This is a genomic window from Variovorax sp. dw_954, assembly GCF_018449755.1.
Classification (GTDB): Bacteria; Pseudomonadota; Gammaproteobacteria; order Burkholderiales; family Burkholderiaceae_C; genus Variovorax.
On the sequence record NZ_JAAVVD010000020.1, the window covers coordinates 50,540 to 75,321 of the forward strand.

Genomic DNA, 24,782 nt, shown 5'->3' on the forward strand with positions numbered 1-24,782 from the left:
TGCCAAATAGGCGCTGCCCAACAGGCCATAGGCTTAGGCCGGGTCTTGCCACTCCGCATACAGCATCTTCTCCACCTCGAGCATCGTTACGGTGTGCCGCTCGAGGAGCCCGGCGAGGTGCGTTTGGTCGAGCAGCTCCACCGAATTAAGCGCTGCGTTTTCCTGTGCTTGGCGATTGAAAAACTGGTTGGTAATGCAGACCTTGTCGAACTCAACAGACGGGTGCCGACGTTTGTAGAACGCCTCACCGCCCACGACCTCCTTGACGGCGTCCCAGTTGAGTGCGGCCCCATCGGTCCCGCTGGTCTTTGCCTGTACGAGCTGGCCTTTGCCGGCTGCCAACGCGACCACGTCGACACCGTTATCGTTGCTCCCTGGCGTTCGATAGCAGTCGTAGCCGCGCTTGGTCCACAGGACGCCTGCGAGGCATTCGAAGTGCTGCCATCCCATCCGCAGCGCCATTTCGAGGCTCACGCGCTCGTCAATGTCCTTGGCATCTGCAGCGGGAACGACATCAGCCAAGTTGAAGTCACCCGGACTCACATCCCCCGACCCGTTGAGCATGTCTTCAGCGAGTCCTCGTTTGTAGGCGAGGAGCAGGTCAAGCTTGACGTCGAACGTCATGAAGTCGTCGGCGTACACCACTGGGTAGTAGACATACACATCCTTCTTTTGCCCGATACGGTACGCCCGGTCGGTCGCTTGGTCCTCTTTTGCGGGGTTCCAGGTTCGCGTGTAGTGGACAACGTGGTTGGCGGCCTGAATGTTCACGCCGAAGCCCACGGCCACCGGTGAGAGGATGAGGACGCCAAAGCCGTTCAGTGCCTGGAAAGCCTTGATCCGCTTCTGGCGGCTTGACGTGTGGCTGGCCGATGCGCTCGAGTCCCCGTTGATGATGTCGGGCCTGAAGCCGAGTTCGGCTTCGATGTAGTGCCTCAGCAACCGCTGGATTTCTCGGAACTCGCAGAAGACGATGACCTTCTCGCCCCGCTTCTGAATGACCTTAAGCTGCGTCAACAGCCAATCGAGCTTCGGCGCCTTGTCCCGGTACTGCTTGGTCGGCTCCGGCTTGAAGACGTTCAACCCGTGCGGTCGTGGGTCTGTGCATACCAGCCGCAGATAGTGCAATAGCCCGAGGTGGTTCTTGAATGGAGTCGCATGGCTGGGGTCGCCACGCTTCTTGAAACTGTCGATGGCTTTGGCGTACAGGTTGCGCTGCGCGTTCGATAGGGGCAACTTGCGGCACCCGTCCACGACGATTTTTTTCGGCAGGTCCGTGGCGACGTCAGCCTTCATGCGCCGCAGGATTTGGGGTGCGATGCGCGCACGCAGTTCCTCCACTCGCGCTTTCTCTTCGTCAGTCTTCGCCTCAATGGGTTTTCGATACCGCTGCCCGAAATCGTTGAGCGCTCCCAGCAAGCCCGGCTGCACAAAGTCGAACAAGCACCACATGTCGGCGAGCGTATTCTCGACCGGCGTACCCGTACAGGCAATCTTGAATGCGACGTTCTGCTTCTTCGCGGCGCGCGTAACCATGGCCGCGGGGTTCTTGATGCGTTGCGCTTCGTCGCAGACCATCAGCGACCATTTCTGCGCAGCAAACGAGAACTCGAGGTCCCGCAACGTTTCGTATGTGGTGAGCACGACCTTCGCGTTGCCGACCCAGTTGGGACGGAGGAACTTGACTAGGCGGTCTTCGGCCTGCAAACGCTGGTCCACCTGGGCACGAGGCACGCGGAGGCTCGATAGCTTCTCACCATACGCGGTAAGCAGCGGGAGCGCTCCGTCTTGGAAAAACTTGCTAGCCTCGTCCGCCCAGTTCTCGAGCAACGAAACCGGCGCGACAACGAGCATCGGCTCGATGTTCGGATCGCGCTCGATGAGGTATGCCATCAGAGCTAGGAGTTGGAACGTCTTCCCGAGCCCCATGTCGTCGCCGAGCACGGCGCCGCGGACCTGATAGTCGGTCTGCAGGCTATAGAGGTGCTGCATCCAGGCCAGACCCGCACGTTGGTGCGGCATCAGCGAGAAGTCGGGCCGGATGCTCCTGGGCATCCTCGGCTCAGATGGCACGGACTCAAGTGCCTCGCGTCGAAGCTCTTCGTACTCCAGCGATTGGATGTTCGCCCGCAAAACAAGCTGCTTTTTCGACCCGTCCGGCGCGTTCTTCGTCGCCTTGTATTGCTTGGAGGGATCGAAGCTGCCCGTCTCGAGGTCCTGGAACACCCTGTTGAATGTTTCGACGATGACCGCGGCCTCGTCGAGTGTTACCGCCTGGGGCAGCCCTGAAACCTTCACAGTGGTCTCTCCGCCGGCTTGGGCAGCCTTTACCGACTTCTCAAGCAGTTCAATAGCCGCCTTGCTGGTGGGTACGGCGATGGGTTCCGCTGCACCTGCAGGCTGGTAGACCACCACCGGCAAGACGTTCTCGGGGAACCACCCTTCGCCTTCGTTCTTCTTGGCGATGTAGGGCGAGTGGTACGGCTTCTCGACGCCGATGCTTTCAACGCGGGAGCTGTAGCCACTCAAGTCATGTACCTGTGCATAGGAGACAAGGATCGGGGGTGCCAGCCTGCGCTCAAGCGCCGCCTTAAGCTCGTCATGGTGGCGTTGCGCGTCGCCCTGCATCTCCAGGTCATAGCCCTGCCAAGCGACAAGCTGGTAGTTGAGGGAAAGAGCCTTGTGCAGAGCACGAACGAAGGAGCCGAGCGCTGCATCGTCAAGCCATTGCGTATCCGATGTAGAGGGGCCCGTGGAACTGGCAGTTTCGATGAGCAGACCGACACGCAGTGGGTAGCCCGAGGCATCGCGTTCGTACGTAGGCGCAAATCTCTCGTAGGTGAGCCCGGCGTCTTCACGAGCCTTCTCGAACTGCGACTCGACAATGACGTCGATGGCATCGTCGCCAAGGGTGGCATACGGATTCAGCAGAAACGCCTGCGCTCGCGTGCCGGCGACACGCCGGCCATCCAGGCGTTTGATTTCTTGCAAGACCGTTCGGACCTTTGGCGTGACCAAGACCTGGACGATGCCTTCCTTGGTGACGATGTCGTAGCGGTCCTTCACCTCGCGACTGCGGTCGAACGCCTCCAGCCAATCGGCGGGAGCGCCCTCAAAACCCGGTTCAATTTCGACCACACGGTCGTCTCCGACATCGGCCGATCGTCGCAAGCCAATCTCGAGCTTCTCCGGAGTCAGCACGACGGAGCGGTAGAGGAAATCATCCAGACGGGCGCCTGCCTGCAGGGCGAGCTTTCGTATCCGACCCCACGCTTGGCGGTGCGCCAGGTCGTTGTGCTCTTCGGCCGGGCGCCGAGCGAAGCTGACCACCTCCTTGAAGAGGCTCCACTGCTCGGGGTGCATCAGCTCCGCACGGTCATCGCGCGCCATGAGCGGCCCCATAAGCTCCCAGTCGAACGCCACCCCGTCTTCACCGTGCCAGCCCGAGATCGCGACCGAGAAGTCTTCGTCGGTGAGCGAGTTGCTGCTCCGAAGCGATGGTTTGGCTTCTGTCGCGCGCGGAAGCAAGAGCACCTCTGGAAGAGAGGCATACGCCGGCTGCGCCATCGCCAAGAAGAGCGCGTCCCAACCCAGCACATATCCGTCTGGCGTCTCGATGGCTAAGCCATCGTCGGACAACTGCGTCAGAAAGCCGCCGACCATGGGGTCCAGGAGCGGCACGCCGCCCTGCTCGGCTCCGCGCGACAAGACCACTCCCGCCGGCGACCAGCGACGCTGCCAGTCCGCAGTCGTGCCGCCGCTCTTCTTGAATAACCGAAACATTTGTCTCCCTTACTTCCACCAGCCCTTGCCAGGCTTGTGTTGGAAGCCCCATCGGGTAAGCATCTTTGTGATGTGCTCGAAGGACGCATCCGTGCGCACCCAGAGACTTCCGCCCTGGGAAGTCTTGTCGTCAACTTGCAGGCCTTGCCGGCTTGCGAACTTGTTCAGGGCCGACCGCGTGTATGGCTGCGACAGATCCGCGGCAGCGGCGAAAGCATTGGCACGTTCCCGTGCTGCCGTCGCTTCAACGGTCGGTGGACTTGCAGGTCTTGGGGCCGGAACTCGAGTGACCCGAGGAATTGTCGCGCTGGGTTTGACGCCGAACTCCTTACGCAGCGTCTCCTCGAACATGTGCTCCCACTTGTCCCAATTGTGGATGCCGTCCTGGTGGCTGAGCCAGAGGATGGATTGCGACTTCTGTTTCAGCGAGTTGTCAGCATCGCCGGCTAGGCGAAGATCTTCGGACGTGTCGAAGGGCAAGCTCTTGCGCGCGTCGTACCCGTATAGAGCGTTGCCCAAGCCGCTAAATTCGACGGCGATCAAGTTGCCCATCGTCATGATGAATGCGTTGTTGGTGCCAGACGCTTCGAGCTTGCAGATGAGGCCCGTCATCTTCTTCCTCAAGGCGATGAAATCGGGATCACGCGCGTTGCGGGCCGTAGACCCGAGAGCGAACTCGATATGGTCGATGGCTTTGACGTATCGCTTCCAGAACTCCATGCGTCGGCGGTCGCCCATCCCGTCGTCAGCCAGCTTGGTAAAGAAGGTCTCGATGAACTCCAACTTGAGCCAGTCCGCAACCATCGTCCGAGCGTCCGGGACGACGCCGCCCCAGCGGGTTTCGTTCGACGGGAGCCACGGATTGCCCCACCAAAGCACAGACGAGTCCCGAAGCCCCTGATGAAGTTGCGCGCCGGGCACCTTGACGTAGCGGTCGAGCAGCATGATGAGCCCGCGGTCCCTTAGCACGTCGTTGCTTGCAAGTAGTTCAAGCAGCCGCGGCACGAGTGCCTGGAACTGCGCGTTGCCGAGCAGCGTGGCGCCTCGTATCTGCGCGAGAACCAGTTCGCGCAGAAACCAGGAGGCCTTGGCAATGCCAAGCTCTTCACATAGGTGGTCGATGGCGCCGACATCGCCTCTCAGAAGGGCATCGACGTAAGGGTCGCAAGGCCGCTCTCCGAACAACTGCTGGTTCCCAATGGCTGTCGCAACCCAGTCGGGATTGGCCTGCTTGTCACGGATGAGGCCATTCTTGTCGCGCAGATAGTCTCGCAACATCTTCCAGTTGTTGCGTGCCGCAGGTGGAGCGGACTCGCCCAAGGCATCGTAGGTGAAGTAACTCTTGACCAAGCCTTGATAGCAGCGCCGAAAGGCACCGGGGCGCACTGACCAGCCATCTACGCCGTCAAGGACTGCCTGGAAGCGCGACCTGTCTTCAAGTACGCAGGGCCCACTCGGCCGGTGCGGCAAGCACAGGCCCCAGGACAGCAGGTATGCGTCGCGGAAAGATGCAACCTCCTGGCTCTGCCAGAAGCGCCGAACTGCTTCCAGTTGCAGGTCCTCGGAGAGCCCCCTCCTCCCGTTGCCTTTGGTGCGTTCCTGCATTCGCTTCAGCTCGGTGTCGATAGTCGACGACACGGTCATTGCTCGCGCGCCTTCCTCGGTGCCAGGCCGTAACAGCGATGCGAGGTGGTCGAGCGGGTTCATCGCAGAGCACACTCGCCAAAGTTGCCAGACTGAGCCATGGCCGAGGCCCGGTGCTCGCCCATGCCAAGGAACTCCATGCGCATCTCAACGCGCCGGCTTTCTTCGTCGGTGTCCTTGGCTGCGTTGAACGAGTACCCGCCGACCAGGAACAAGCTGCGGACGTCTTCCTTCTGCTGGGGCGAAAGCACGTTTGCCCCACCCATGGCGAACATCGTGCACAGCACTCGTTGGCTGCGCTGGAGGCTGAGGTTGAGGTTACTCAGGTAGGAGCCGGTCTTGTCGGTGTAACCCTCGACAACCACGCGCTTGAGCACCTTCTTGCCCAAGTCGTCGTTCGCCAGGGTGAGAATTTCGGGGACGAACTGGCGCAGCACGCTTTCCTGGTCAGCGGCGAGGTTGGACTTTCCGAAGGCGAACCGCGCTCGGTCTCCGAAGTCGATGACGCGCCGCTCCTTGTCGACCTTGATACCGTCGTACCGCTTGGCAGCCGCGGTGAAGCGTTCGAGGATCAACTCGATGTCCTTGCGGTGCTGCTCTTCTGCCTTCTCGCGTTCAGTCACATTCTTCGTGACCGCTAGCAGGGCGACACCCATGACCACCAGGAAAAGCACCATGAGCGCTGTCATGAGGTCGGCGAATGAAATCCAGAAGGGCTTCTCTGCCTCGTCCCGGCCTCCGCGTTTGAGGACTATCCTGGTGCCAATCATTGGCTACACCCGCAAGGGCTTCATGTTGCCCATCGCCGCTAGCGTTACCTCAAGCTCTTGCACACCTGACGACAGCAGACCGACGGCGCTGCTCAGCTTGTTATGGAACTCGGTGTTTGCCTTCTCGAGGGTTCGCTTCACCTCGGTGGCGAACGTCGTGTGCGCCTCGCCAAGCACGCGGCTTACACCGGCCAGGTATTCGTCGGCCTGCTTCTGCGCTGTGCCCAACAGGTTCGCGGAACTCTCGATGCGGGCAAGCACGTTCCCGGTGAGGGAAGCCTCCTTGCGAGCAAGCTCCACCGTGGCACGCAACTCTGAGACCAACTGACCGACAGCGTCTCGGTGCGTCTTGTAGTCGCGGAGAAGCTCTTGGAGCGCAGAAGCACCCGATGTCAGCGCGCCGGACGTCTCGGACAGCTTTGTCGTCACTGTGGCGGCCTGACCCATCACGCTGGTAACGCGCTCGCCGGCAGCGGCGAAGTTGCGCGATGCTGTACCAAGCTGCTCTGCGCCCGCGTTCATTTTGTCGACGGAGGAATTGGTAGTTTGGGTGAGCACTGCGACGCTCTGGGCCATCTGCGCAGAAGCGGTACTCATCTCTTTGATGGCCGCCTCGACAGACTCCGACATGCTGCTGACAGCGCTTTTAGCCCGGTCGGTCATCGACTCCTCGCGTGCGCGATTGCCCTCGAAGACCGTCGCCTGCGACTCGCTAAGTGTGTCCAGCATGCCGGCAACCTGAGTGCCGATAGTCTCCAACGTGGCCTGGAGCTTTGTGTTCGTCTCGGATTGCGACGATGCCACAAGCTGGCGGATTTGTTCGACAAATGCAGTTGATTGAGCGTTCATTGCTTCTTGGCGGGCTTCCATCTTTTCGATGGCTTGCGCCATACGCTCAGCCATCGTGTCGGTTGAGCGTCGGCTCGACTCTTCGATGTTGGAAACAAGCGTCTGTAACGTGCTTACGGCTTCTTGGATGCTCTTCGCCGTTTGTTGGTTGAGATCGCTGAGCCCAGAAATCTGCCCGCCGAACAAGTCGTTCAAGCGCTGGCTGAAACTGGCCATGACGTCTTGCAGCATTCGCGCGGCCGTCGCGCTCTGGTCACCGCTGGCAGACTTCACCGTGTTGGCAATATCCTGCAGCGGACCCTGCAAACTCTGCTGGATGCTCTCGGCGATAGTCACGCCCAGGGCCTGGTTGTCCTGCCGGGTCGCTTCGACCTGCTCCTTGGAGGTCTGAGCGAAGCGCTCGGCGAGGTGAAGCTGCGACTCCTTTGCGGAAGTGATTTGTGCTGTTGTGAGTTCACGAAGGAGTTCGCCCAACTCCTTGACCAGCGCGTCCTTCAGGATTTTCGATTGACTTGCCGAGTCCTCCGAAGCCCGCACCAGGCGCGACAGGTATTCCTCGCCTGCGCCGGCATCGAAGCGGGCGTCGATTTCATGCGCAATCTCTTCCGTGCGGCGATACAGGGACGCCAGCAGTAGTTTCTCGATGAAGGTGACGACCATGGCAGCGGCGATGGCCGCTGCCGATACCAGGAAGGCCTCGCCCACCGAGTGCATCAGCGACTCAAGGCTGGCGCGAACCGTAGCCGCGTTCTCGCTCACCTGGAAGGCGCGCAGGCCCTCGATGAGCCCGCTGAACGTCCCGATGATGCCGATGCCGGTAAACAGGCCCGGGAGGTGCTTGAAGAACTCCGTACGCAGCCTGCTGTCTACGACAAATTGGCTGTTGAAGTAGAGCTCGGACGGCACCGTTGCACGAATGGCGACGATCGTCAGCTGACCATCGCGCTCTTCGCGCTGGATGTGGAGGGAGTCCTGGTATTCCTTCCAGAGGTGCGAGAGGCGCTTGTCCTTGGCGAACACCTTCTTGAACTCGGACGCGAAGTTCTTTGTCTCGAATTTCTTGATGCGCTGCTGTATCGACGACAAGCGAACCCAGTGCAGGACGCCTGGCGCGAGGAAGACAATGAAAAAGACGAGGACCAGTACGGCAAGCACGCCGCCAGTGGCCAGGACTGGGGTCGGAGTGGCCGCCAGGATTGATTGGTAGTTCATGTGGAGATGTCTTCCGCCGGTGTTCTGTTGGAATCTTTTGCGAGCTGCCGGGACGCTGGTGCGTCCAGCAGTGCGAGTCGCGCTGCATGGTCTTCAACAAAGCGTCGAGGTGTGACGCGCTCGAAGTACAGCAGCATCAGCTCCCATGAAGCAGGCGGACATGTCCGGGCTCCGGACTCCCACGAACTCACGGCACGCGCCGTCGCATAGACAACCTCACCGAACTCCTCCAGCGTGAAATGCACTGCCTCGCGCAACGCCCGGACCTGCTTTGGCGTGGGGCTTTCCACGCGCCGTGGTGCTGGCGGGTTGTTGACTTCGGGGGGCATTTCTGGAAGGGGAGATCGGACCGCAACGACAAGACACAAATGTGTCTAAATGTCATCCATGCATGAATTGTCATGCACCTTGTGCAGGTTACAAAGGCACTTTGTCACGGTTTTGCGGGCAGTTCGCCGCGCCGCGCGGGCCTCGCCGAACGCCTTGACTCGGCTGATCTGGCTGATCTGGCTGATCTGGCTGATCTGGCTGATCTGGCTGATCTGGCTGCCGAATCGGGCGCGTTCCAAGCGCAGGCACGTGAGGGCAATGACGTGTCGTCCGGTCCGCGGACAGACAGGCGCGGAAAGAGGCTCCGGCTACCAGCGCGCCAGATCCGCGAGCAACCGCGTCTTCACGTCCTCGTTCGCAAAGCTCGCCGAGACCGAGTCTCGCGCCACGGTACGCAGGACCTCGTCCGACCACCCGAAGGTCTTGCTGCACAACGCGTACTCCCCCACCAGGCTCGCGCCGAGCAGCACCGGATCGTCCGTGTTGAGAGACACCACGACCCCAGCCCGCCGCAGCCGATCAACCGGATGCGCTTCGATCGACGGATAGACCCCGAGCACGAGGTTCGACGTGGGGCAGACACCCAGCGGAATGCGGCGCTCGGCCAGCAGTTCCACCAACGCCGGGTCGTCGATGGCCCGCACGCCATGGTCGATGCGGTCCGCGCCGAGGAGCTCGATCGCATCGCGCACACCTTCGGGTCCGCTCGACTCGCCGGCATGCACGGCGCGCCGCAATCCAGCCGCGCCGGCACGGCGAAAGGCTTCGGCAAAGCGCGGTCCGGTGCGGCCGGCCGCGGCTTCGTTGCCGTCGATGGAGAGCGCCACCACGCGCGGATGCCGCAAAGCAACGAGCGCATCGACCAGTTCCGTCGCCTCGTCCGCCGTCTGCGTGCGCAACAGGCTGACGCACAGGCCCACCGGCGGCAGGCCGTCCTGCTCCGCAGCAGTGAAGCCGGCGTCCATCGCATCGATCATCGCGGGCAAGCGGCCATGCCATGCCTTCCAGTGCGTCGGGTTGAAGATCACGTCCGCATAGCCGGCGCCGTTGTCGGCAAGCCGTTTCGCATAGCCGTAGCTCAGTTCGGCCAGCCGCTCGCGCGTCGAGGCCAGGCCGCAGGCCCAGTCGAGGAAGTGCAGGAAGCCGGCGAGGCCTTCGAACTGGAACAGCCGCTCGCGCGGGCGCGGCATCGCAATGCCGGCCTGCGTGGCCCATGCTTCGAGCACGGCGGGTTCGAAGCAGCCTTCGAGGTGGGCATGGACCTCGGCCTTGGGAAGGGCACGCAGGCGATCGAGATCGGGAGGCATCGTTACACCCAGCGGCGCACCGCCTCCGCCGTATCGCTCGGCTTCGTGTTGAAGCAGATCTTCGCCGCCGGCGCGTGCGCATGCACGATGTTGATCAGCCGCTCGAACAACAGGAAGTACGCCGGCAGCGTGCGTATGCCCGCGCCGATCGCGATGCAGTCGAAGGGCTCGCCGGAGAGCACCTCGGTCACCACCTGCCCCGCCGTCTCGCCCAGGTCCGTCAGGCACAGGTGCGCGTCGTAGCCGAGGCCGTTCAACGTGGCCTGGTCGGTCGCAAGGCCGGTGCGCACCTTGTCGGCATTCATGTCCGGCATCGCGCTGAAGTCGACCAGGCTGGGCTCCAGGCCGATGACCAGCACACGCTTTCTTTTCGCATCCATGCATCGCTCCTGTTCGGGATTGGAGACCCGGATTGAATCACTGTTACGAAGCACTGCGGGGATTCGTCTGATCCGACGATCCATGCATGCCGGTGGCGTGCCACCATGACTGCCACCCCTGCGCAGCACTGCACACCATGCCCATCGACTTCCATCCAACCTGGCTCGACGAAGAGCTCTCCATGTACCGCGACACCGTCGCGCGCTTCGTCGACACGGAGATGCTTCCGCAGGACGAGGAATCCCGAAAGCGCGGCCATGTCGGCCATGATCTGTGGCGCCGCGCGGGCGAGCTCGGCCTGCTGTGCTCCGACATTCCCGAGGCCTATGGCGGAGGCGGCGGTGACTTTCGCCATGAGGCCGTGTTCTACGACGCCATGTCGCGCCGCGGCCTGACCGGCATGAGCCCTTCCGTGCACAGCATCGTCGCGCACTACCTGCTCAACCACGGCACCGAGGCACAGAAGCAGCGGTATCTGCCACGCATGGCGCGCGGCGAGATCGTCGGCGCGATCGCGATGACGGAGCCAGGCGCCGGCTCCGACCTGCAAGGCGTGCGCACACGCGCCGAACGCCGCGGTGACAGCTACGTGATCAACGGCTCCAAGACTTTCATCACCAACGGCTACCTCGCCGGGCTGGTGCTGGTGGTGGCCAAGACCGATCCTTCGCAGCGCGCCCGCGGCACCTCGATCCTGATCGTCGAGCCGAAGGAGGTCGAGGGCTATCGCGTCGGCCGCGTGCTGGACAAGATCGGCCTCAAGGCGCAGGACACCTCGGAGCAGTTCTTCGACGACGTCACCGTACCGGCCGACAACATCCTCGGCGGGCAGGAGGGCCAGGGCTTCTTCCAGCTGATGTCCGACCTGCCGTACGAGCGCACCATCATCGGCGTGATCGCGGTCGCGGCCATGGAAGGCGCCTACGAGGCGACGCTCGACTACGTGCGGCAACGCACCGCGTTCGGCAAGCCGATCGCGGATTTCCAGAACACCAGGTTCAAGCTGGCGGAGATCGCCACGACCATCAAGGTCGCGCGCACCTTCGTCGACCGTTGCGTGTCGGACCTGGTGGCCGGCACGCTCGACACCGCCACCGCATCGATGGTGAAGCTCTGGACCTCGGAGCAGCAAGGCAAGGTCATCGATGAGTGCCTGCAACTGCATGGCGGCTATGGGTTCATGACCGAGTACCTCATCGGCCGCATGTACGTAGACTGCCGCATCCAGCGCATCTATGGCGGCACCAACGAGGTCATGAAGGAAGTCATTTCCCGCGCACTGTGAGGCAACAAAAGCAATGCAATACGAACACCTCGAAGTCAACATCGAAGGCGCCGTCGCCTGGGTCACGCTGAACCGGCCGGAGCGGCTGAACGCGCTCAACCCGAAGATGATCGCGGAACTCACTGCCTTCTTCGGCGGGCTCCGGGCCAGTTCGCCCGTCCGCGTGGTGATCCTGCGCGGCGCGGGCCGCGCCTTCTGCGCCGGGCTCGACCTGAAGGACTTCCAGTCCGGCGGTGCGCGCAAAAGCGTCGGCGAGATGCTGGAGTTCCAGAGGAAGGTGCGCGACATCATGATCGCGATGCGGCGTTGCCCGCAACCGGTGATCAGCATCGTCAACGGCTCGGCCAGCGGTGGCGGTTTTGCGCTGGCGCTGGCCTCCGACATCCGCCTGGCCACCACCGATGCGCGCATGAACGCATCGTTCATCCGCCTCGGTCTCAGCGGCTGCGACGTCGGCGTGAGCTACTTCCTGCCTCGCATGGTCGGTGCATCGGTGGCGGCCGAGTTGATGCTCACCGGGCGCTTCCTCCACGCGCAGCGCGCACTGGCATTGGGGCTGGTCAGCCATATCGGAACGCCCGACGAACTCGAAGCCGAAGCCGCCGCGCTCGCCGACGAGATGCTGCGCGCCACGCCGCTCGGCCTGCAACTGACGAAGGACGCGCTCGGCATCGCCATCGATGCGAATTCGCTCGAAGCGGTCATTGCGCTGGAAGACCGCAACCAGGTGCTGTGTACGCAGGGCGAGGACTTCGCCGAGGGTGTGGCCGCCTTCCTGGAGAAGCGCGCGCCCCGATACGGTGCTCCCCGATGACGAACGACGCTTCCGCGCTCGTGACGGTCGACAGGCCCTTTGCGGGCTGCGCGGTGGTCACCCTCAATCGCCCGCGCGCGATGAACGCCCTGTCGGTCGCGCTGCGACGCGAACTGGTGGCGACTTTTGAAGCCCTGCGGTCCGATGCCGACGCAAGAGTCATCGTGCTGACCGGCGCCGGCAATGCGTTCTGCGCGGGACTCGACCTGAAGGAGCTCGGCGCCGCGGCCGAACCCGGCGCGGCCGTGGCGCCTGCCGCCGACGAAGACCCGATGCTCGCCATGTTGCGCCTGCAAGCCCCGGTGATCGGCGCGATCAACGGCCCAGCCATCACCGGCGGCTTCGAACTTGCACTCGCTTGCGACTTGATGATCGCCTCGACGCGCGCGAGCTTCGCCGACACGCATGCGCGCGTGGGCGTGATCCCGGGCTGGGGGCTGTCGCAACGATTGCCGCGCCTGATCGGCCCCGGCCGCGCAAAGGAACTGTCCCTGACCGGCAACTTCCTCGGCGCCCAGCAGGCCGAGGCGTGGGGGCTGGTGAACCGCGTCGTCGAACCCGACGCCCTGCTGCCCGCCGCGCTGAAACTGGCGAGCGACATGCTGTCGGTGCTGCCGGAGATGCTGATCGCCTACAAGCGCCTCATCGATGATGGCCTGCGGACCGGCCTTGCCGAAGGACTGGAACTGGAGCGCGAGCGCTCGCGTGCATGGGCCGCCGACTTGCGCGGCGCCGATATCGAAGCGCGACGCCGGCAGATCGCGGAACGCGGCCGCGCGCAAGGCAAACCAGCGAGCTGACCCCCGCCCGCGCGCCGCATCAGGTGGCCAGCGCCATGCGCGAATCGCCAGCCACCGGAAAGTCCCCAAGGTGCGCATCGATGCCCATGACCGCCGCCCGCCGCCGCACCTCCGCGACATACAGCGCGACATTGCCGGCCTTCACGTCCTCATAGCCGCGCACCATGTCCGGCAGGCCGGCCAGTGCGACCATCTGCGCATGATTGGCCTCCGTGAGACTGGCTGCCATCGTGTCAACCAGCGATTCGTAGTGCGTGACCAGCATGCGCTCCATGCGTCGGCCCGGCGTCGCGCCGAACACGTCGAAGGCGGTGCCGCGCAGCCGCTTGCCCCAGCGCAGCAGCTTCAGGACCGGTGCGAACCAGGGTCCCAACTGGATCTTGTTCTTCACCCCGAGCTTGCGCAGGAACGTGGGATGCATGTGCCACGTGATGCGGGCGTTCGCACCGAACGTGCGCTGCAGCCGCGCCTGCTCCGTGCCGTCGAGCAGCAGGCGCGCAACCTCGTACTCGTCCTTGTAGGCCATCAGCTTGTAGAGGTTCTTCGCGACGGCGATAGTTAGCGCGTCGCTCAGCGCATCGCTCAGCGCATCGCCTTCTCCGCCGAGCCTGCGCTCTGCCTCACGCAACGCCTTCACGCGCCCGACATAGCGCGCGGCGCAAGCGATGTCCTGGAACGCGATCAGTTCCGGCACGCGCACTTCAAGCACGCGTTGCAATTCGCCCGTTGCGTCGACGCGGTCGACCAGTTCACGCGCCTGCTGCGACAGGGGCGCGGGTGACGCAAGCAGCCCGCGTTCGTCCTGCGCCAGCGCCGCATCCACGCGCGCGCGGTCGGCCACCACCAGCCGTCCCCAGCGGAAGGCCTCGAGGTTCATCTCGACCGCGGTGCCGTTGAGCCGGATCGCATCCTCGATGGCATCGCCTGGAATCGGCAAGGCGCCCGCCTGGTAGGCCACGCCGACCAGCAGCATGTTGCTGGCCATGTGGTCACCGAACAGGCGCTCGGCCGTGTGCTGCGCGTCGATGAACACGTTGTGCGCGCTGCGGCTGGCCGCGTCGATCGCCTCGCGCAAGCTGTCCGGGGCCGGATAGTGCTTGTCCTTGTTGGCCACCATCTCGCCGGTCGGCACCTGCGTGGTCGAGACGATGGCCACGGTGCGCTCCGGCGAGGCCAGCGCGAGGTTCTGTGCGCTCACGCCGACGAGCGGGTCGAACACCAGGTAGAGGTCCGCGCTCGCGGTGCCCACGGTCGGCGAGCCCTCGACATCCTGCGGCATCACCTTCAGGTGCGACACCACCGGGCCGGCCTTCTGGCTGGAGCCCGTGTGGTCATAGGTCTGCACCTTCATGCCGCTGCGGAAGGCTGCCGTGCCGAGCACCTGATTGACGGTGACCACGCCGGTGCCGCCGATGCCGGTCAGGCAGATCGAGAACAGGTCTTGCGGCACGACCCGCACCGGCTCCGCCAGCACGACGTCCGAAGGGAAAGGCGCATGGCGCGCCACGCGTTTCTTCTGCACACCCTCGACCGGCTCCACCGTCACGAAGGACGGGCAGTCACCCTTCAGGCAGGACAGGTCCTGGTTGCAGGAGGACTGGTGGATGGCGGTCTTGCGGCCGAACTCGGTCTCCACCGGCTGCACGCTGAGGCAGTTCGACTTCTTGCCGCAGTCGCCGCAGCCTTCGCAGACCCGCTGGTTGATGAAGGCCGAGCGCGGCCGGTAGTCCATCTTGCCGCGCTTGCGCAGCCGGCGCTTCTCCGTCGCGCACTGCTGGTCATGGATCAGCACCGTCACGCCGTCCGTCCCTGCCAGCAGTTGCTGGGCCTCGAGCAGGCGATCGCGATGCCATACCTCGGCGCCATGCACCTTGCCTTGCGCATACTTCTGCGGCTCGTCCGAGGTGATGAGGATGCGCTTCACACCCTCGGCCTCCAGCGACTTCACCATGTCGGGCACGCTCATCCCGCCCAGCACGTCCTGCCCGCCCGTCATCGCGACGGTCGAGTTGTAGAGCAGCTTGTAGGTGATGTGCGTGTTCGTAGCGACTGCGAAGCGGATCGCCAGGCTGCCCGAATGCGCGAAGGTGCCGTCGCCCAGGTTCTGGAAGAAGTGCTTGGTGTCGGTGAAGGGCGCGAGGCCGACCCATTGCGCGCCCTCCCCGCCCATCTGCGTGTAGCCCTTGACCTCGCCATGGCCCGGTCCCATCCACAGGGCCATGATGTGGCAGCCGATGCCCGCGCCGACGATGGCGCCATCGGGCAGCTTGAGGCTGCTGTTGTGCGGGCAACCCGAACAGAAGAAGGGCGTGCGCGCCGTGCCGAGCATGATCGGCGCGCGCTTCGTGGCATCGAGCATCAGCGCGCGTTGCCGCACCTGTGGCGTGTCGGCCAGCGGACCGAGCCGCTTCACCAGCGCCTGCGCGATCGCATCCGGCGACAACTCGCCAAACGCCGGTAACAGTTGCACGCCACGCTCGTCCTGCTTGCCGACGATGCGCGGACGCTGCGCCTCGCCATACAGGATGTCCTTGACGAAGAGTTCCAGGAACGGCCGCTTGTCCTCGATGACGATGATCTCCTCCAGCCCCCGCGCGAACTCGCGCACGATGCCCGGCTCCAGCGGAAACAGCATGCCGATCTTCAGGATGGCGATACCGCGCGCCAGCAGGGCCTTGTCGTCCAGCCCGATCGCACGCAGCGCCTCGCGCAGGTCGTAGTAGGTCTTGCCACTGGTCAGCAGGCCGATGCGCGCGTCGGGCGGTCGCACCACGATGCGGTTCAGGTGATTGGCCGCCGCATAGCGACGCGCCACTTCCAGTTGCTCGTCGAAGATCATCCGCTCGGCCTCGAGCATCGGCGGCCCGGCCACGTTGGTGCGGATCACGGGCTTGAGCGGCTTGCCGCCGAACTGCAGGTCCGGCATCACCGGCACCACGCGGCGCGGCCCGACCCATGCCACCGCGGCACTGTCGGCCACGTCATTGACGAACTTGAAGCCCACCCATAGCCCGCAGGCGCGCGACAGCGCATAGCCATGCAGGCCGAAGTCGATCACCTCCTGGATGTTGCCGGGCGCCAGCACCGGCATGTAGAACTTGTAGAACGCGGTGTTGGAATCGCTCGGGAAGATCGTCGAACGCGCATGCGGGTCATCGCCGGCCACGGCCAGCACGCCGCCGTTGCGGCCCACGCCGCGGAAGTTGTGGTGATGGAAGGCATCGCCGGTGCGGTCCACCCCCGGAGCCTTGCCGAACCACATCGAGAACACGCCGTCATAGCGCGCACCGGGAATGTCGTGCAGCACCTGCGTGCCGAAGGCAGCCGTGGCGGCCAGCTCCTCGTTCAGGCCCGTGCGATGCACGATGTGGTGCTCTTCGAGCAGCGCCTTGTTGCGGTCCATCTCGCGATCGACATTGCCCACCGGCGAGCCCGGGTAGCCGCAGACGAAGCCGGCCGTATTGAGCCCGTTGCGCAGGTCGAGCCGCCGCTGGTCGAGCATCACGCGCAGCAGCGCCTGCGTCCCGTTCAGGTAGACAGGCCCTTCCTCCAGCGTGAAGCGCCGCTCAAGGCTGAATGGGTCGACAGCGGCGTCGACGGCGCGTGCTTCGTGGTCCATGGTGGCCTAGATCTCCGCCACCTTGTAGCGCTCGACAAGGTCCCAGTCAATGCGCGCGCCGATGCCCGGCCCCGGCGGCACATGGGCAAAGCCTTCCTTGTCGATGTGGATCTTCTCCACGCCGGCCAGCGTGAACAGCGGTTCGGGCACCAGCTGCTCGAAGTACTCGGTGTTGGCGATCGAGGCGATCACATGCAGGTTGGCCGCGTCGATGATGGTGTTGGCATTGGTGTGGATCTCCAGGTTCATGCCGAAGGCTTCGCAGAGTCCCGCGATCTTCTTCACCGGACCGATGCCACCCTTGAAGGACACGTCCGCGCGCACGATGTCGACCGCGCGCGTGGTGATGTACTCCGGCGTCGTGTACATCGATCCGCCCACCACCTCGACGCCGGCGATCTGGATGTCGAGCTTGTCCGACAGCATGCGGTAGCCATGCAGGTCGAAGTCGCGCAGCGGCTCCTCGTACCAGTGGTACTTCAGTTCCTCCAGCACCTTGCCCACCATCAGGGCCTGCGCGTGGTTGTAGTTGCCGGCCACGTCGATCATCAGCGGCCACTCCTTGCCCACGGCCTCGCGCACCGCGATGCACAGGTCGATGTCGCGGCGCGCATCGCCCCAGACGTGAAGCTTGTAGCCCTGGTAGCCCATCTCCTTGTACTTCAGCGCCTCCTCGACGAAGAGATCGACGTTCGCATGCTCCATCGAGCTGGCATACACCGGCACCTTGTCGCGGACGCCGCCGAGCAACTGGTACAGCGGTGCATTCACGCTCTTGGCATAGAGGTCCCACAGCGCCACGTCCACCGTGCCGATCGCGAACTGGGTGGTGTAGAGCAGCCGGTCCCGGCGCCACATGTCCTGCCAGATCGCCTCGCGGTAGGCCGGGTCCTTGCCGATCAGCAAGGGCCGCAGGCGGTCGGCGATCGAATGCGCGAGGCTCAGGCCCCCATAGGCGCTGACCACCTCGCCGGAGACGCCTTCGTCCGTGTTGATCTGCACCGCAAGGAAGTCGGTGACGTAGGCGCCGATGGACTGTCCGCCATACAGCGTGGGCGTCTGGAAGCCCTCGGGCATCGGCGGGCGGAACGAGGTCAGCTTGACTTCGGTGATCTTCATGCTCAGATTTCCTTGACGGTCAAGGTCTTGATGGCATCCCAGTCGATGTCGTAGCCGAGCCCCGGCTTGGTCGGCGCCTCGACATAGCCGTCGCTGGTGCAGCGGATCACGTCCGTCATGCCGACGTCCAGGATGCCTTGCGGCACCGGGATCTCGAACAGGTCGCAGTTGTGGATCGCCAGCATCACGTGCAGGTGGGCCGCCTGCACGAGCGTGGTTCCGTAGCTGTGCGGTTCGTACTTGGTGTTGAAGGCCTCGCACAGGCCGGCTGCCTTGCGCATCGCGCTGATCCCGCCGATCCAGTCGCCGACCGAGCGGATGCTGTCGACGACGTGTCCCGACAAATACTTCGGATAGCCGCGCAGGCCCTCGGCCACGCTTTCCACGGCCGTGATCGGGATCTTGAAGCTGCGCGTCAGGTCGGCCAGGCCATTGAGGTCGGAGTCGGCAATGGGCGCCTCGTACCAGTAGAAGTCGAGTTCCTCCAGCACCTTGCCCACCTTGAAGGCGCCGAGCCGGTCGTAGGCATTGACCGGGTCGAGCATCAGGTCCATCTTTCCGTTGAAGACCTTGTGCACGGCGCGGCAAACCTCGATGTCCTTGTCGGGCACGCCGAAGGCATGCAGCTTGAAGGCCCGGAAGCCCTGGTCGTAGGACTCCTGGGCGATCTGGATGTACTCGGGAATCGTGTCGTACATGATGGTGCTGGCATAGGCCTTGATGCGCGGGCGGGCAGCGCCGAGCAGGCGGTAGATCGGCTCCTTGTGATACTTTCCCATGAGGTCCCAAAGGCAGATGTCGACCGTGCTGGCCACCGCGCTGGGCGAGCGCAGCGAATCAGTGAGCTTGTACGAGATGGCCTCGACCTCGTGCGGATCGCGGCCGATGAGCAGTTCGCGCAGGCCGGGCAGCGCTGTCTCGATCGCGCCGGGGTCCAGCAGCCAGGTGATGCACACGCCCTCGTGGCCCTCGTCGGTGCCGATGCGCAGCAGCACATGGTGGATGGTCATCGGCGCCCATTCCTCTTTCCAGCGGAACTTGCGCTCGTTGGGCTTCAGCACATGCGCCTTCACGCTCGTGATCTTCATTGGAGTTCTCCGGTTTGGATGGCCCAGGCGGGCCGGGGTTGCAAGGCGGCGGCGCGTGAGCCGGCCCAGGATTCGGGTGCGACCAGGCCGGGCGGGCGCAGGCCGCGCAGCGCGTGGTCGATGTCGGTTGCCGCAGCCAGCGACAAGCGCCGGTAGGCGCCGCGCGTGATGCCGGCGCAGTGCGGCGACACGATGACGTTGGGGAGCGCTAGCAGGGGGTGGTCGACGGGCGGCGGCTCGGGGTCGAACACGTCGAGCGCGGCGCCAGCCAGGCGACCCTGCACCAGCGCCTCGTGCAACGCGGCCGCATCGACGACGCCGCCGCGCGAGGTATCGACAAGCCAAGCCGTCGGCTTCATGCAGGCGAGTTCGGCCCGGCCGATGAGCCCGCGCGTGGACGGCGCCAGCGGCACGTGCACCGAGACGATGTCGGCCGCCGCCAGCGCATCGCCCAGCGGCACCGTGCGCAGCACGTTGCCGTCTGTTGCCGGTTGGCCATCGCGCGTCACGGCGATGACATCCATGCCGAAACCCAGCGACGCAATGCGCGCCAATTCGCGGCCGATCGCACCGAAGCCGACGATCGCCAGCGTGCGGCCGGAGATCTCCTCGTAGGGGTTGTCCAGGCGCGGACCGAAGCGCCCGCCATCGCGCACCGCGCGGTCCAGGTGCACCAGCCGCTTGGCCAGGCACAGCATGTGGCCGATCGCGTGCTCTGCCACGGACAGCGCACCGGCGCCGACCGCATGCGTCACCACGATGCCATCGGCGCGGGCTGCGGCCAGGTCGATGTGGTCGACCCCGCTGCCCGCCGCCGCGATGACCTTCAGCCGCGGCGCATTGGCAATCATCGGCGCCGTCACCTTCAACGGCGGATAGGCATACAGGGCGTCTGCCCCGGCGATGCGTTGCGCCACTTCGGCAGGGTCGTCATGCTCGACGAGCCGGTAGTGCGCACGCAGCGCCTCGCGCCCCGCCTCGTGCAGCAAGGGCAGCCCCAGCACCAGCGCACGATCGGTCACGCCGCGGCCTCCGCAGCAACGGCCGCGTCGCCCAGGTAGGCCCTGCGCACCACGTCGCTGGTGGCCAGTTCGGCGGGCGTGCCCTGCGCCGTCATGCGTCCGCTCTGCAGCAGGTAGGCATAGTCGACAAAGCCCAGCGCCTTCTCCACCACCTGCTCCACCAGCAGCACCGCCACGCCGCGCGAGCGGATCGTGGCCAGTGTCTGCAGCACCTCGTCGACCAGGTTCGGCGCGAGGCCGAGCGAAGGCTCATCCAGCATCACGAGCGCCGGCCGCCGCACCAGCGCCTGCGCAATCGCCAGCATCTGCTGCTGGCCGCCGCTCAGGCCACCGGCGGTCAACCGCGACTTCTCGCGCAGCACCGGGAACAGTTGCAGCACCTCGTCGATGCGCGCCTGCGCCTCGCCCTTGCCCAGCTTGATGCGGTACATGCCGAGCAGCAGGTTGTCCATCACCGTCTCGCGGCGGAAGATGCGGCGGCCTTCGGCGACATGCGCCAGCCCCCTGGGCACCAGCGCCTCGGCACTGCTGCCGACGATGTCGATGCCGTCGAACGTGGCCACGCCGGCGCTCGGCTTGAGCAGGCCCGACAAGCCCTTGAGCAGCGTCGACTTGCCGGCGCCGTTCGCGCCGAGCAGCGCCACCGCTTCGCCGCGGCCGACCTGGAGGGTCGCCTCCTGCACCACCGGCACGATGCCGTAGCCGACCGACAGGCGCTCCGCGCGCAGCAATGCTTCGGGCCGGCTCATCGCGCACCTCCGGTATAGGCATGGACCACGGCCGCACTGCTGAACACCTGCTCGGGCGTGCCCTCCGCGAGGATGCGCCCCTGGTCGAGCACGGTCACCGTGTTGGCGATGCTCGCGACCAGTTCGATGTGGTGCTCGACCATGATCAGCGTGGTTCCCATGCGGCGGATCGTGCGCATCAGGTCGCCGAGTTCGTCGAGCTCGCCCATCGACAGGCCGGCCGCCGGCTCGTCGAGCAACAGCAGCTTGGGCCGTCCGATCAACGCACGGGCAATCTCCACCAGCCGCTGCTGGCCATGCGGCAGCAGCGCGGCATGTTCATGGGCACGGCCCGCCAGCCCGACCAGCGCCAACAGGCGCAATGCCTCCGCATCCAGCGCCGAGGCCTCGTGCCGTGCACGCGGCAGCCTGAACGCGATCTCCAGCCCGCTCGAACGCTCGCGTGCATAGGCGCCGAAGCGCACGTTCTCCAGCAGGCTCAGCTCGCCGAGCAGCTTCGGCGTCTGGAAAGTGCGCTGCACGCCGAGGCGCGCGATCGATGTCGGCCCGCGCCCGACCACCTCGGCCCCATCGAGCAGGATCGATCCTGCGCTGGCCGGATAGAAGCCCGAGATCATGTTGAGCAAGGTCGTCTTGCCCGAGCCATTCGGCCCGACGATCGCGTGGATGCTGCCCGGCTGCACGTCCAGCGAGACGCCGTCGAGCGCACGCACACCGCCGAAGTCCTTGGCCAGGCCGCGGATCCGCAGGGCCATGCCCTGCACCGGCTCCACCGCGGCCGTGCCCGCATCTCGCGGCAGCGTGGCCGCAGGCGAAGTGGCACGGCGTGCCTGGCGCCGATCGTCGAACCTGGCGATCGCGCCCGCCAGGCCTTCCGGCAGGAACACCGAGAACGCCAGCAGCCCGACGCCGTAGGCGATCATGCGGTACTCCTTCAGGCTGTCCAGCAACTCCGGCAGGACGTAGAACGCGGCCACGCCCAGCAACGGCCCCGACAGCCGCGCCGGCCCGCCCAGCACCACGACGAACAGGAAGAAGATCGAGAAGTCGAAGCTGAAGTCCTCCGGCGTCACCACGCCCTTGGCACTGGCGTAGAAGGCGCCGGCCAGCCCCGCCACCGCCCCCGAGAAGGCGAAGGCGAACAGCCGCAGCCGCGCCGTCGAGACGCCGTTGGCCCGGGCCCGCACGTCGCCCTCGCGGATCGATTGCAGCGCCCAGCCGATGCGAGAGTCGATCAGGTTGTGCATCACCCACCACAGCAGCGCCGCGACGCCGCCCACAAGCGCGAACAGCCCGAAGCCATCGAACCTGACGCCCGCCAGCGACGGCTTGGGAATGCCGACGATGCCGCCGTAGCCGCCGGTGAAGCCGCGCAGGTCGTTCAGCATCGCGGTCACCGCCAGCGTGAAGGCGATGGTGATGAGCACGAAGTACCAGGACGACAGCCGCAGCGCCGGCAGGCCGAGCACCACGCTGAAGCCCAGCCCGACGCTGGCCGACAGCACGGCCGATGGCCAGAACCCCCAGCCGTAGCGCACGCTGGCGATGGCCGTGGCATAGGTGCCCACGCACACCAGCGCACCGTGCGCAATCGAGACGATGCCCGCATAGCCTGTCAGCAGGTTGAGGCCCATCGCCGCGACCATGTAGATCGCCGCGAAGGTCATCAGCAGCAGGTAGTAGGAGTTGACCAGCGCGGTGCCGGCGGCCACGAGCACCATCAGGGCGCAGGCCACCAGCGACAGCGAAGGCATGGCGAGCCCCGGGCCTGCGCGCTGCGGCGAGACGAGCGATGTCGCGATGAGCGGCTTCACCTCAGACCTCCCGCAACGCGCCACGACCGAACAGGCCGAAGGGCTTGACCAGCAAGACCACCAGCACCACGCCCAGCAGCAGCAACTGCCGGTAGCCGGGCGTGAGCTGCACCGAGCTGATGCTCTCGACGCAGCCCAGCATCAGCCCCGCCGCCAGGGCACCCCAGTTGCTGCCGACGCCGCCGATCGCCAGTGCCATGAAGCCCTTCACCAGCAGCGCCATGCCGATCGAGGTGCTGGCCAGCAGCAGCGGCGCAGCCACCACGCCGGTCAGCGCGGCATAGGCGGCCGCGATGGCAAACGACGTCATCGTGAGACGCGACGGGCTGATGCCGTTCAGCCGCGCGGCGTCGCGGTCCTCGGCCACGGCCAGCACCGCCTTGCCGGCCAGCGTGTGGCCGTACACCCACTCGACGATCGCGATGCTCGCGACCGCGATCGCGAACACCGCGACCTGCTGCGTCGAGAAGGTCAGCGAACCGATCTGCACCGTGTCCATCGTGGCGCCCGGCACCGGCGGCACGACCTGCGGGTCGGTGCCCCAGATGCGGTCGCCGACGTTGATCAGGATGATCGAGAAGGCCAGCGTGCTGATGATCCAGCCGTGGTGGCTGGAAGGCCGCTTGATCAGCGTCGCCACCGCCACCCGCTCCTCGAACAGCCCGACCAGCGCCACCGCCCCCATCACCACGACGAGCCCGACGATCCACGACAGGTGCTGCTGCGTCATCAGCGCCCAGGCGAACATCGCGCCCAGCATGACCAGCTCGCCCTGCGCCATGTTGAAGACGTTGGTCGGCTTGTAGGCGATGTTGAAGCTCACGGCCACCATCGCGTAGATGGCGCCCATCGTGAGGCCGGTGGTCAGCAGTGCCAGCAGGTCTTCGAGCAGCATCTCAGACTCCCGGCGCGCGGCGGCGGAACAGGCCGTGGAACTGCTTGCTGAGCGGGTCTTCCATCGAGTTGGCCACCGCCATCGCCACCACTTCCGAGTCGTAGGCCGAGTGGCGCGACGACGAAAAGACCATCTTGCCGAACAGCCCGTCGATGCCGTTCGATGCGTCCAGCGTCTTCTTGATCTGTTCGGTGTCCCACGACTTCGATTTCTCCACCGCGTACTTGAGCGCGTAGATGAAGTCGTAGAAGGGCGTGGTCGCGGCAGGCCCGAGCAGCGAGTCGGGCACATTGCCCTTCAGCAGCTTGCCGCAGAAGGCCTGCACGCGCTCGGGCGGCTGGTCCTTGTCGGTGTAGGTCAGCGCGCGGTAGGTGGCGGCATAGACATCGTTGTAGCGGGCGCTGTCGGGCACGGCGCCCGGCGTGCCGGCGAACAGCAGGCCGGTGTGGCCGGCGATCGGCGGCTTCCAGGCCATGCGCGACAGGCCGACCAGCAGTTGCGTGATGTCGACGTTGTTCGACACGTGCGCGGCGATGCCTTCGGCGCCGTCGCTGCGCAGCTTGCGCAGGAAGGGCGTCATGTCGGCCACCTTGATCGGGAAGGTCTGCTCGGACACGATCTGCATGCCGTTCGCCGGGATCTCCTTCAGCAGCGCGTCGCGCGTGGAGGCGCCGGCAGCAGAGTCCTCGATCAGCAGGCCCACCTTCTTGATGCCCAGCTTGGCCAGCAGTTCGGCATGCCGCTTGGCCTGCGCGCCGGAGGTGAAGTTGAACTGGTAGTGATAGGGGAAGCGCGTACCGTCGCCCATCTCGTTGGCCGACGCATAGGAGGCCTGGATGATCTTGGCCGGCGTGGCCACCTCCAGAGAAGCCAAGGCCTGCGAGCTGCCGATCGGGCCGACGATGAACTTCACGCCGTCCTCGATCAGCCGCCGCGTCGCGATCGGCGACTGCGCGGGCGAACCCTGGTCATCGACCTCCACCTTCACCAGCTTCCGGCCCAGGATGCCGCCGGCCGCGTTGATCTCGTCCATCGCGATCTGCGCGGGCAGGTAGAGCGGTGCGAAGCTGCTGGCCAGAGGGCCGGTGATCGGCTTGACCCAGCCGATCTTCACGTCGTCCTCCGCATGCGCGTTGCGCGGCAACAGCCCGCCGCCGAGCGCCAGCGCGCCGAGGGCCGAGGCCAGCACCGTGCGCCGATCGACGCCTGCTTCGCTCGGGAGGGAGTGATTGCCTGGGTTCATTGCTTGTCTCCTGTGGTTTTGGGTTCGAATCGGACCGGCTGCCGCAGGCTATTCCCGC

General features: G+C 65.2%; 19 protein-coding genes. 3 read left to right on the forward strand and 16 right to left on the reverse strand.

The window, feature by feature from the left end:
* Positions 1-33: 33 nt before the first annotated feature.
* The 8 genes from HB681_RS26330 to HB681_RS26365 all read right to left on the reverse strand — a co-directional run bounded on the left by HB681_RS26330 (position 34) and on the right by HB681_RS26365 (position 10,275).
* Positions 34-3,783, reverse strand: coding sequence for an SNF2-related protein (locus HB681_RS26330; RefSeq protein ID WP_213957830.1), 3,750 nt, complete (start codon positions 3,781-3,783; stop codon positions 34-36).
* 9 nt (positions 3,784-3,792) lie between these two features.
* On the reverse strand, positions 3,793-5,490 hold the full coding sequence (locus HB681_RS26335; protein ID WP_213957831.1) for an EH signature domain-containing protein: 1,698 nt from the start codon (positions 5,488-5,490) through the stop codon (positions 3,793-3,795).
* Positions 5,487-6,116 carry an OmpA family protein gene (locus HB681_RS26340; RefSeq protein WP_256735115.1) on the reverse strand — a complete coding sequence of 210 codons (630 nt, stop codon included), beginning with the start codon at positions 6,114-6,116 and terminating at the stop codon, positions 5,487-5,489. Before HB681_RS26340 ends, HB681_RS26335 begins: the two co-directional genes overlap by 4 nt.
* 84 nt (positions 6,117-6,200) lie before the next feature.
* Complete coding sequence (zorA, locus tag HB681_RS26345; protein ID WP_213957833.1) at positions 6,201-8,258, reverse strand: anti-phage ZorAB system protein ZorA; 2,058 nt, start codon at positions 8,256-8,258, stop codon at positions 6,201-6,203.
* A complete protein-coding gene (locus HB681_RS26350) occupies positions 8,255-8,587 on the reverse strand; it encodes a hypothetical protein (protein WP_213957834.1) in 333 nt (110 codons plus the stop codon). The genes zorA and HB681_RS26350 overlap by 4 nt, the downstream gene beginning before the upstream one ends.
* Positions 8,588-8,632: 45 nt before the next feature.
* On the reverse strand, positions 8,633-8,827 hold the full coding sequence (locus HB681_RS26355) for a hypothetical protein (protein ID WP_213957835.1): 195 nt from the start codon (positions 8,825-8,827) through the stop codon (positions 8,633-8,635).
* Positions 8,828-8,896: 69 nt separating this feature from the next.
* Positions 8,897-9,895, reverse strand: coding sequence for an adenosine deaminase (gene add, locus HB681_RS26360; RefSeq protein WP_213957836.1), 999 nt, complete (start codon positions 9,893-9,895; stop codon positions 8,897-8,899).
* Between the two features lie 2 nt (positions 9,896-9,897).
* Entirely contained in the window at positions 9,898-10,275 is a 378-nt protein-coding gene (locus HB681_RS26365; protein WP_213957837.1) for a hypothetical protein, read from the reverse strand.
* Between the two features lie 137 nt (positions 10,276-10,412).
* Between HB681_RS26365 and HB681_RS26370 the strand changes: the two genes are divergently transcribed.
* From HB681_RS26370 to HB681_RS26380, 3 genes are read left to right on the forward strand one after another with little or no spacing between them, the layout of a single operon-like run.
* Positions 10,413-11,561 (forward strand): acyl-CoA dehydrogenase family protein, encoded by a 1,149-nt coding sequence (locus tag HB681_RS26370; RefSeq protein ID WP_213957838.1) that lies wholly within the window; start codon positions 10,413-10,415, stop codon positions 11,559-11,561.
* Positions 11,562-11,574: 13 nt separating this feature from the next.
* Complete coding sequence (locus HB681_RS26375) at positions 11,575-12,375, forward strand: enoyl-CoA hydratase/isomerase family protein (RefSeq protein WP_213957839.1); 801 nt, start codon at positions 11,575-11,577, stop codon at positions 12,373-12,375.
* Entirely contained in the window at positions 12,372-13,175 is an 804-nt protein-coding gene (locus tag HB681_RS26380; protein WP_213957840.1) for an enoyl-CoA hydratase, read from the forward strand. Before HB681_RS26375 ends, HB681_RS26380 begins: the two co-directional genes overlap by 4 nt.
* A 19-nt stretch (positions 13,176-13,194) precedes the next feature.
* On the opposite strand, the gene HB681_RS26385 is transcribed toward HB681_RS26380, so the two are convergent.
* The 8 genes from HB681_RS26385 to HB681_RS26420 are packed head-to-tail and all read right to left on the reverse strand — an operon-like array spanning position 13,195 to position 24,724.
* Positions 13,195-16,794: an indolepyruvate ferredoxin oxidoreductase family protein gene (locus HB681_RS26385; protein ID WP_213957841.1), complete on the reverse strand. Its 3,600-nt coding sequence runs from the start codon at positions 16,792-16,794 to the stop codon at positions 13,195-13,197.
* Positions 16,795-16,800: 6 nt separating this feature from the next.
* The gene (locus tag HB681_RS26390; protein ID WP_213957842.1) at positions 16,801-17,913 is read right to left on the reverse strand and encodes an enolase C-terminal domain-like protein; all 1,113 of its coding nucleotides are present in this window, start codon (positions 17,911-17,913) and stop codon (positions 16,801-16,803) included.
* Between the two features lie 2 nt (positions 17,914-17,915).
* Positions 17,916-19,001, reverse strand: a complete 1,086-nt coding sequence (locus HB681_RS26395) for a mandelate racemase/muconate lactonizing enzyme family protein (protein WP_213957843.1) — start codon at positions 18,999-19,001, stop codon at positions 17,916-17,918.
* Entirely contained in the window at positions 18,998-20,023 is a 1,026-nt protein-coding gene (locus HB681_RS26400; protein ID WP_213957844.1) for a hydroxyacid dehydrogenase, read from the reverse strand. Before HB681_RS26400 ends, HB681_RS26395 begins: the two co-directional genes overlap by 4 nt.
* Entirely contained in the window at positions 20,020-20,772 is a 753-nt protein-coding gene (locus HB681_RS26405) for an ABC transporter ATP-binding protein (protein WP_213957845.1), read from the reverse strand. The genes HB681_RS26400 and HB681_RS26405 overlap by 4 nt, the downstream gene beginning before the upstream one ends.
* Positions 20,769-22,586 carry a branched-chain amino acid ABC transporter ATP-binding protein/permease gene (locus HB681_RS26410; RefSeq protein ID WP_213957846.1) on the reverse strand — a complete coding sequence of 606 codons (1,818 nt, stop codon included), beginning with the start codon at positions 22,584-22,586 and terminating at the stop codon, positions 20,769-20,771. The genes HB681_RS26405 and HB681_RS26410 overlap by 4 nt, the downstream gene beginning before the upstream one ends.
* Position 22,587: 1 nt before the next feature.
* The gene (locus HB681_RS26415) at positions 22,588-23,481 is read right to left on the reverse strand and encodes a branched-chain amino acid ABC transporter permease (RefSeq protein WP_213957847.1); all 894 of its coding nucleotides are present in this window, start codon (positions 23,479-23,481) and stop codon (positions 22,588-22,590) included.
* A 1-nt stretch (position 23,482) separates the two neighbouring features.
* Positions 23,483-24,724 carry an ABC transporter substrate-binding protein gene (locus tag HB681_RS26420; RefSeq protein WP_213957848.1) on the reverse strand — a complete coding sequence of 414 codons (1,242 nt, stop codon included), beginning with the start codon at positions 24,722-24,724 and terminating at the stop codon, positions 23,483-23,485.
* Between the last annotated feature and the right edge of the window lie 58 nt (positions 24,725-24,782).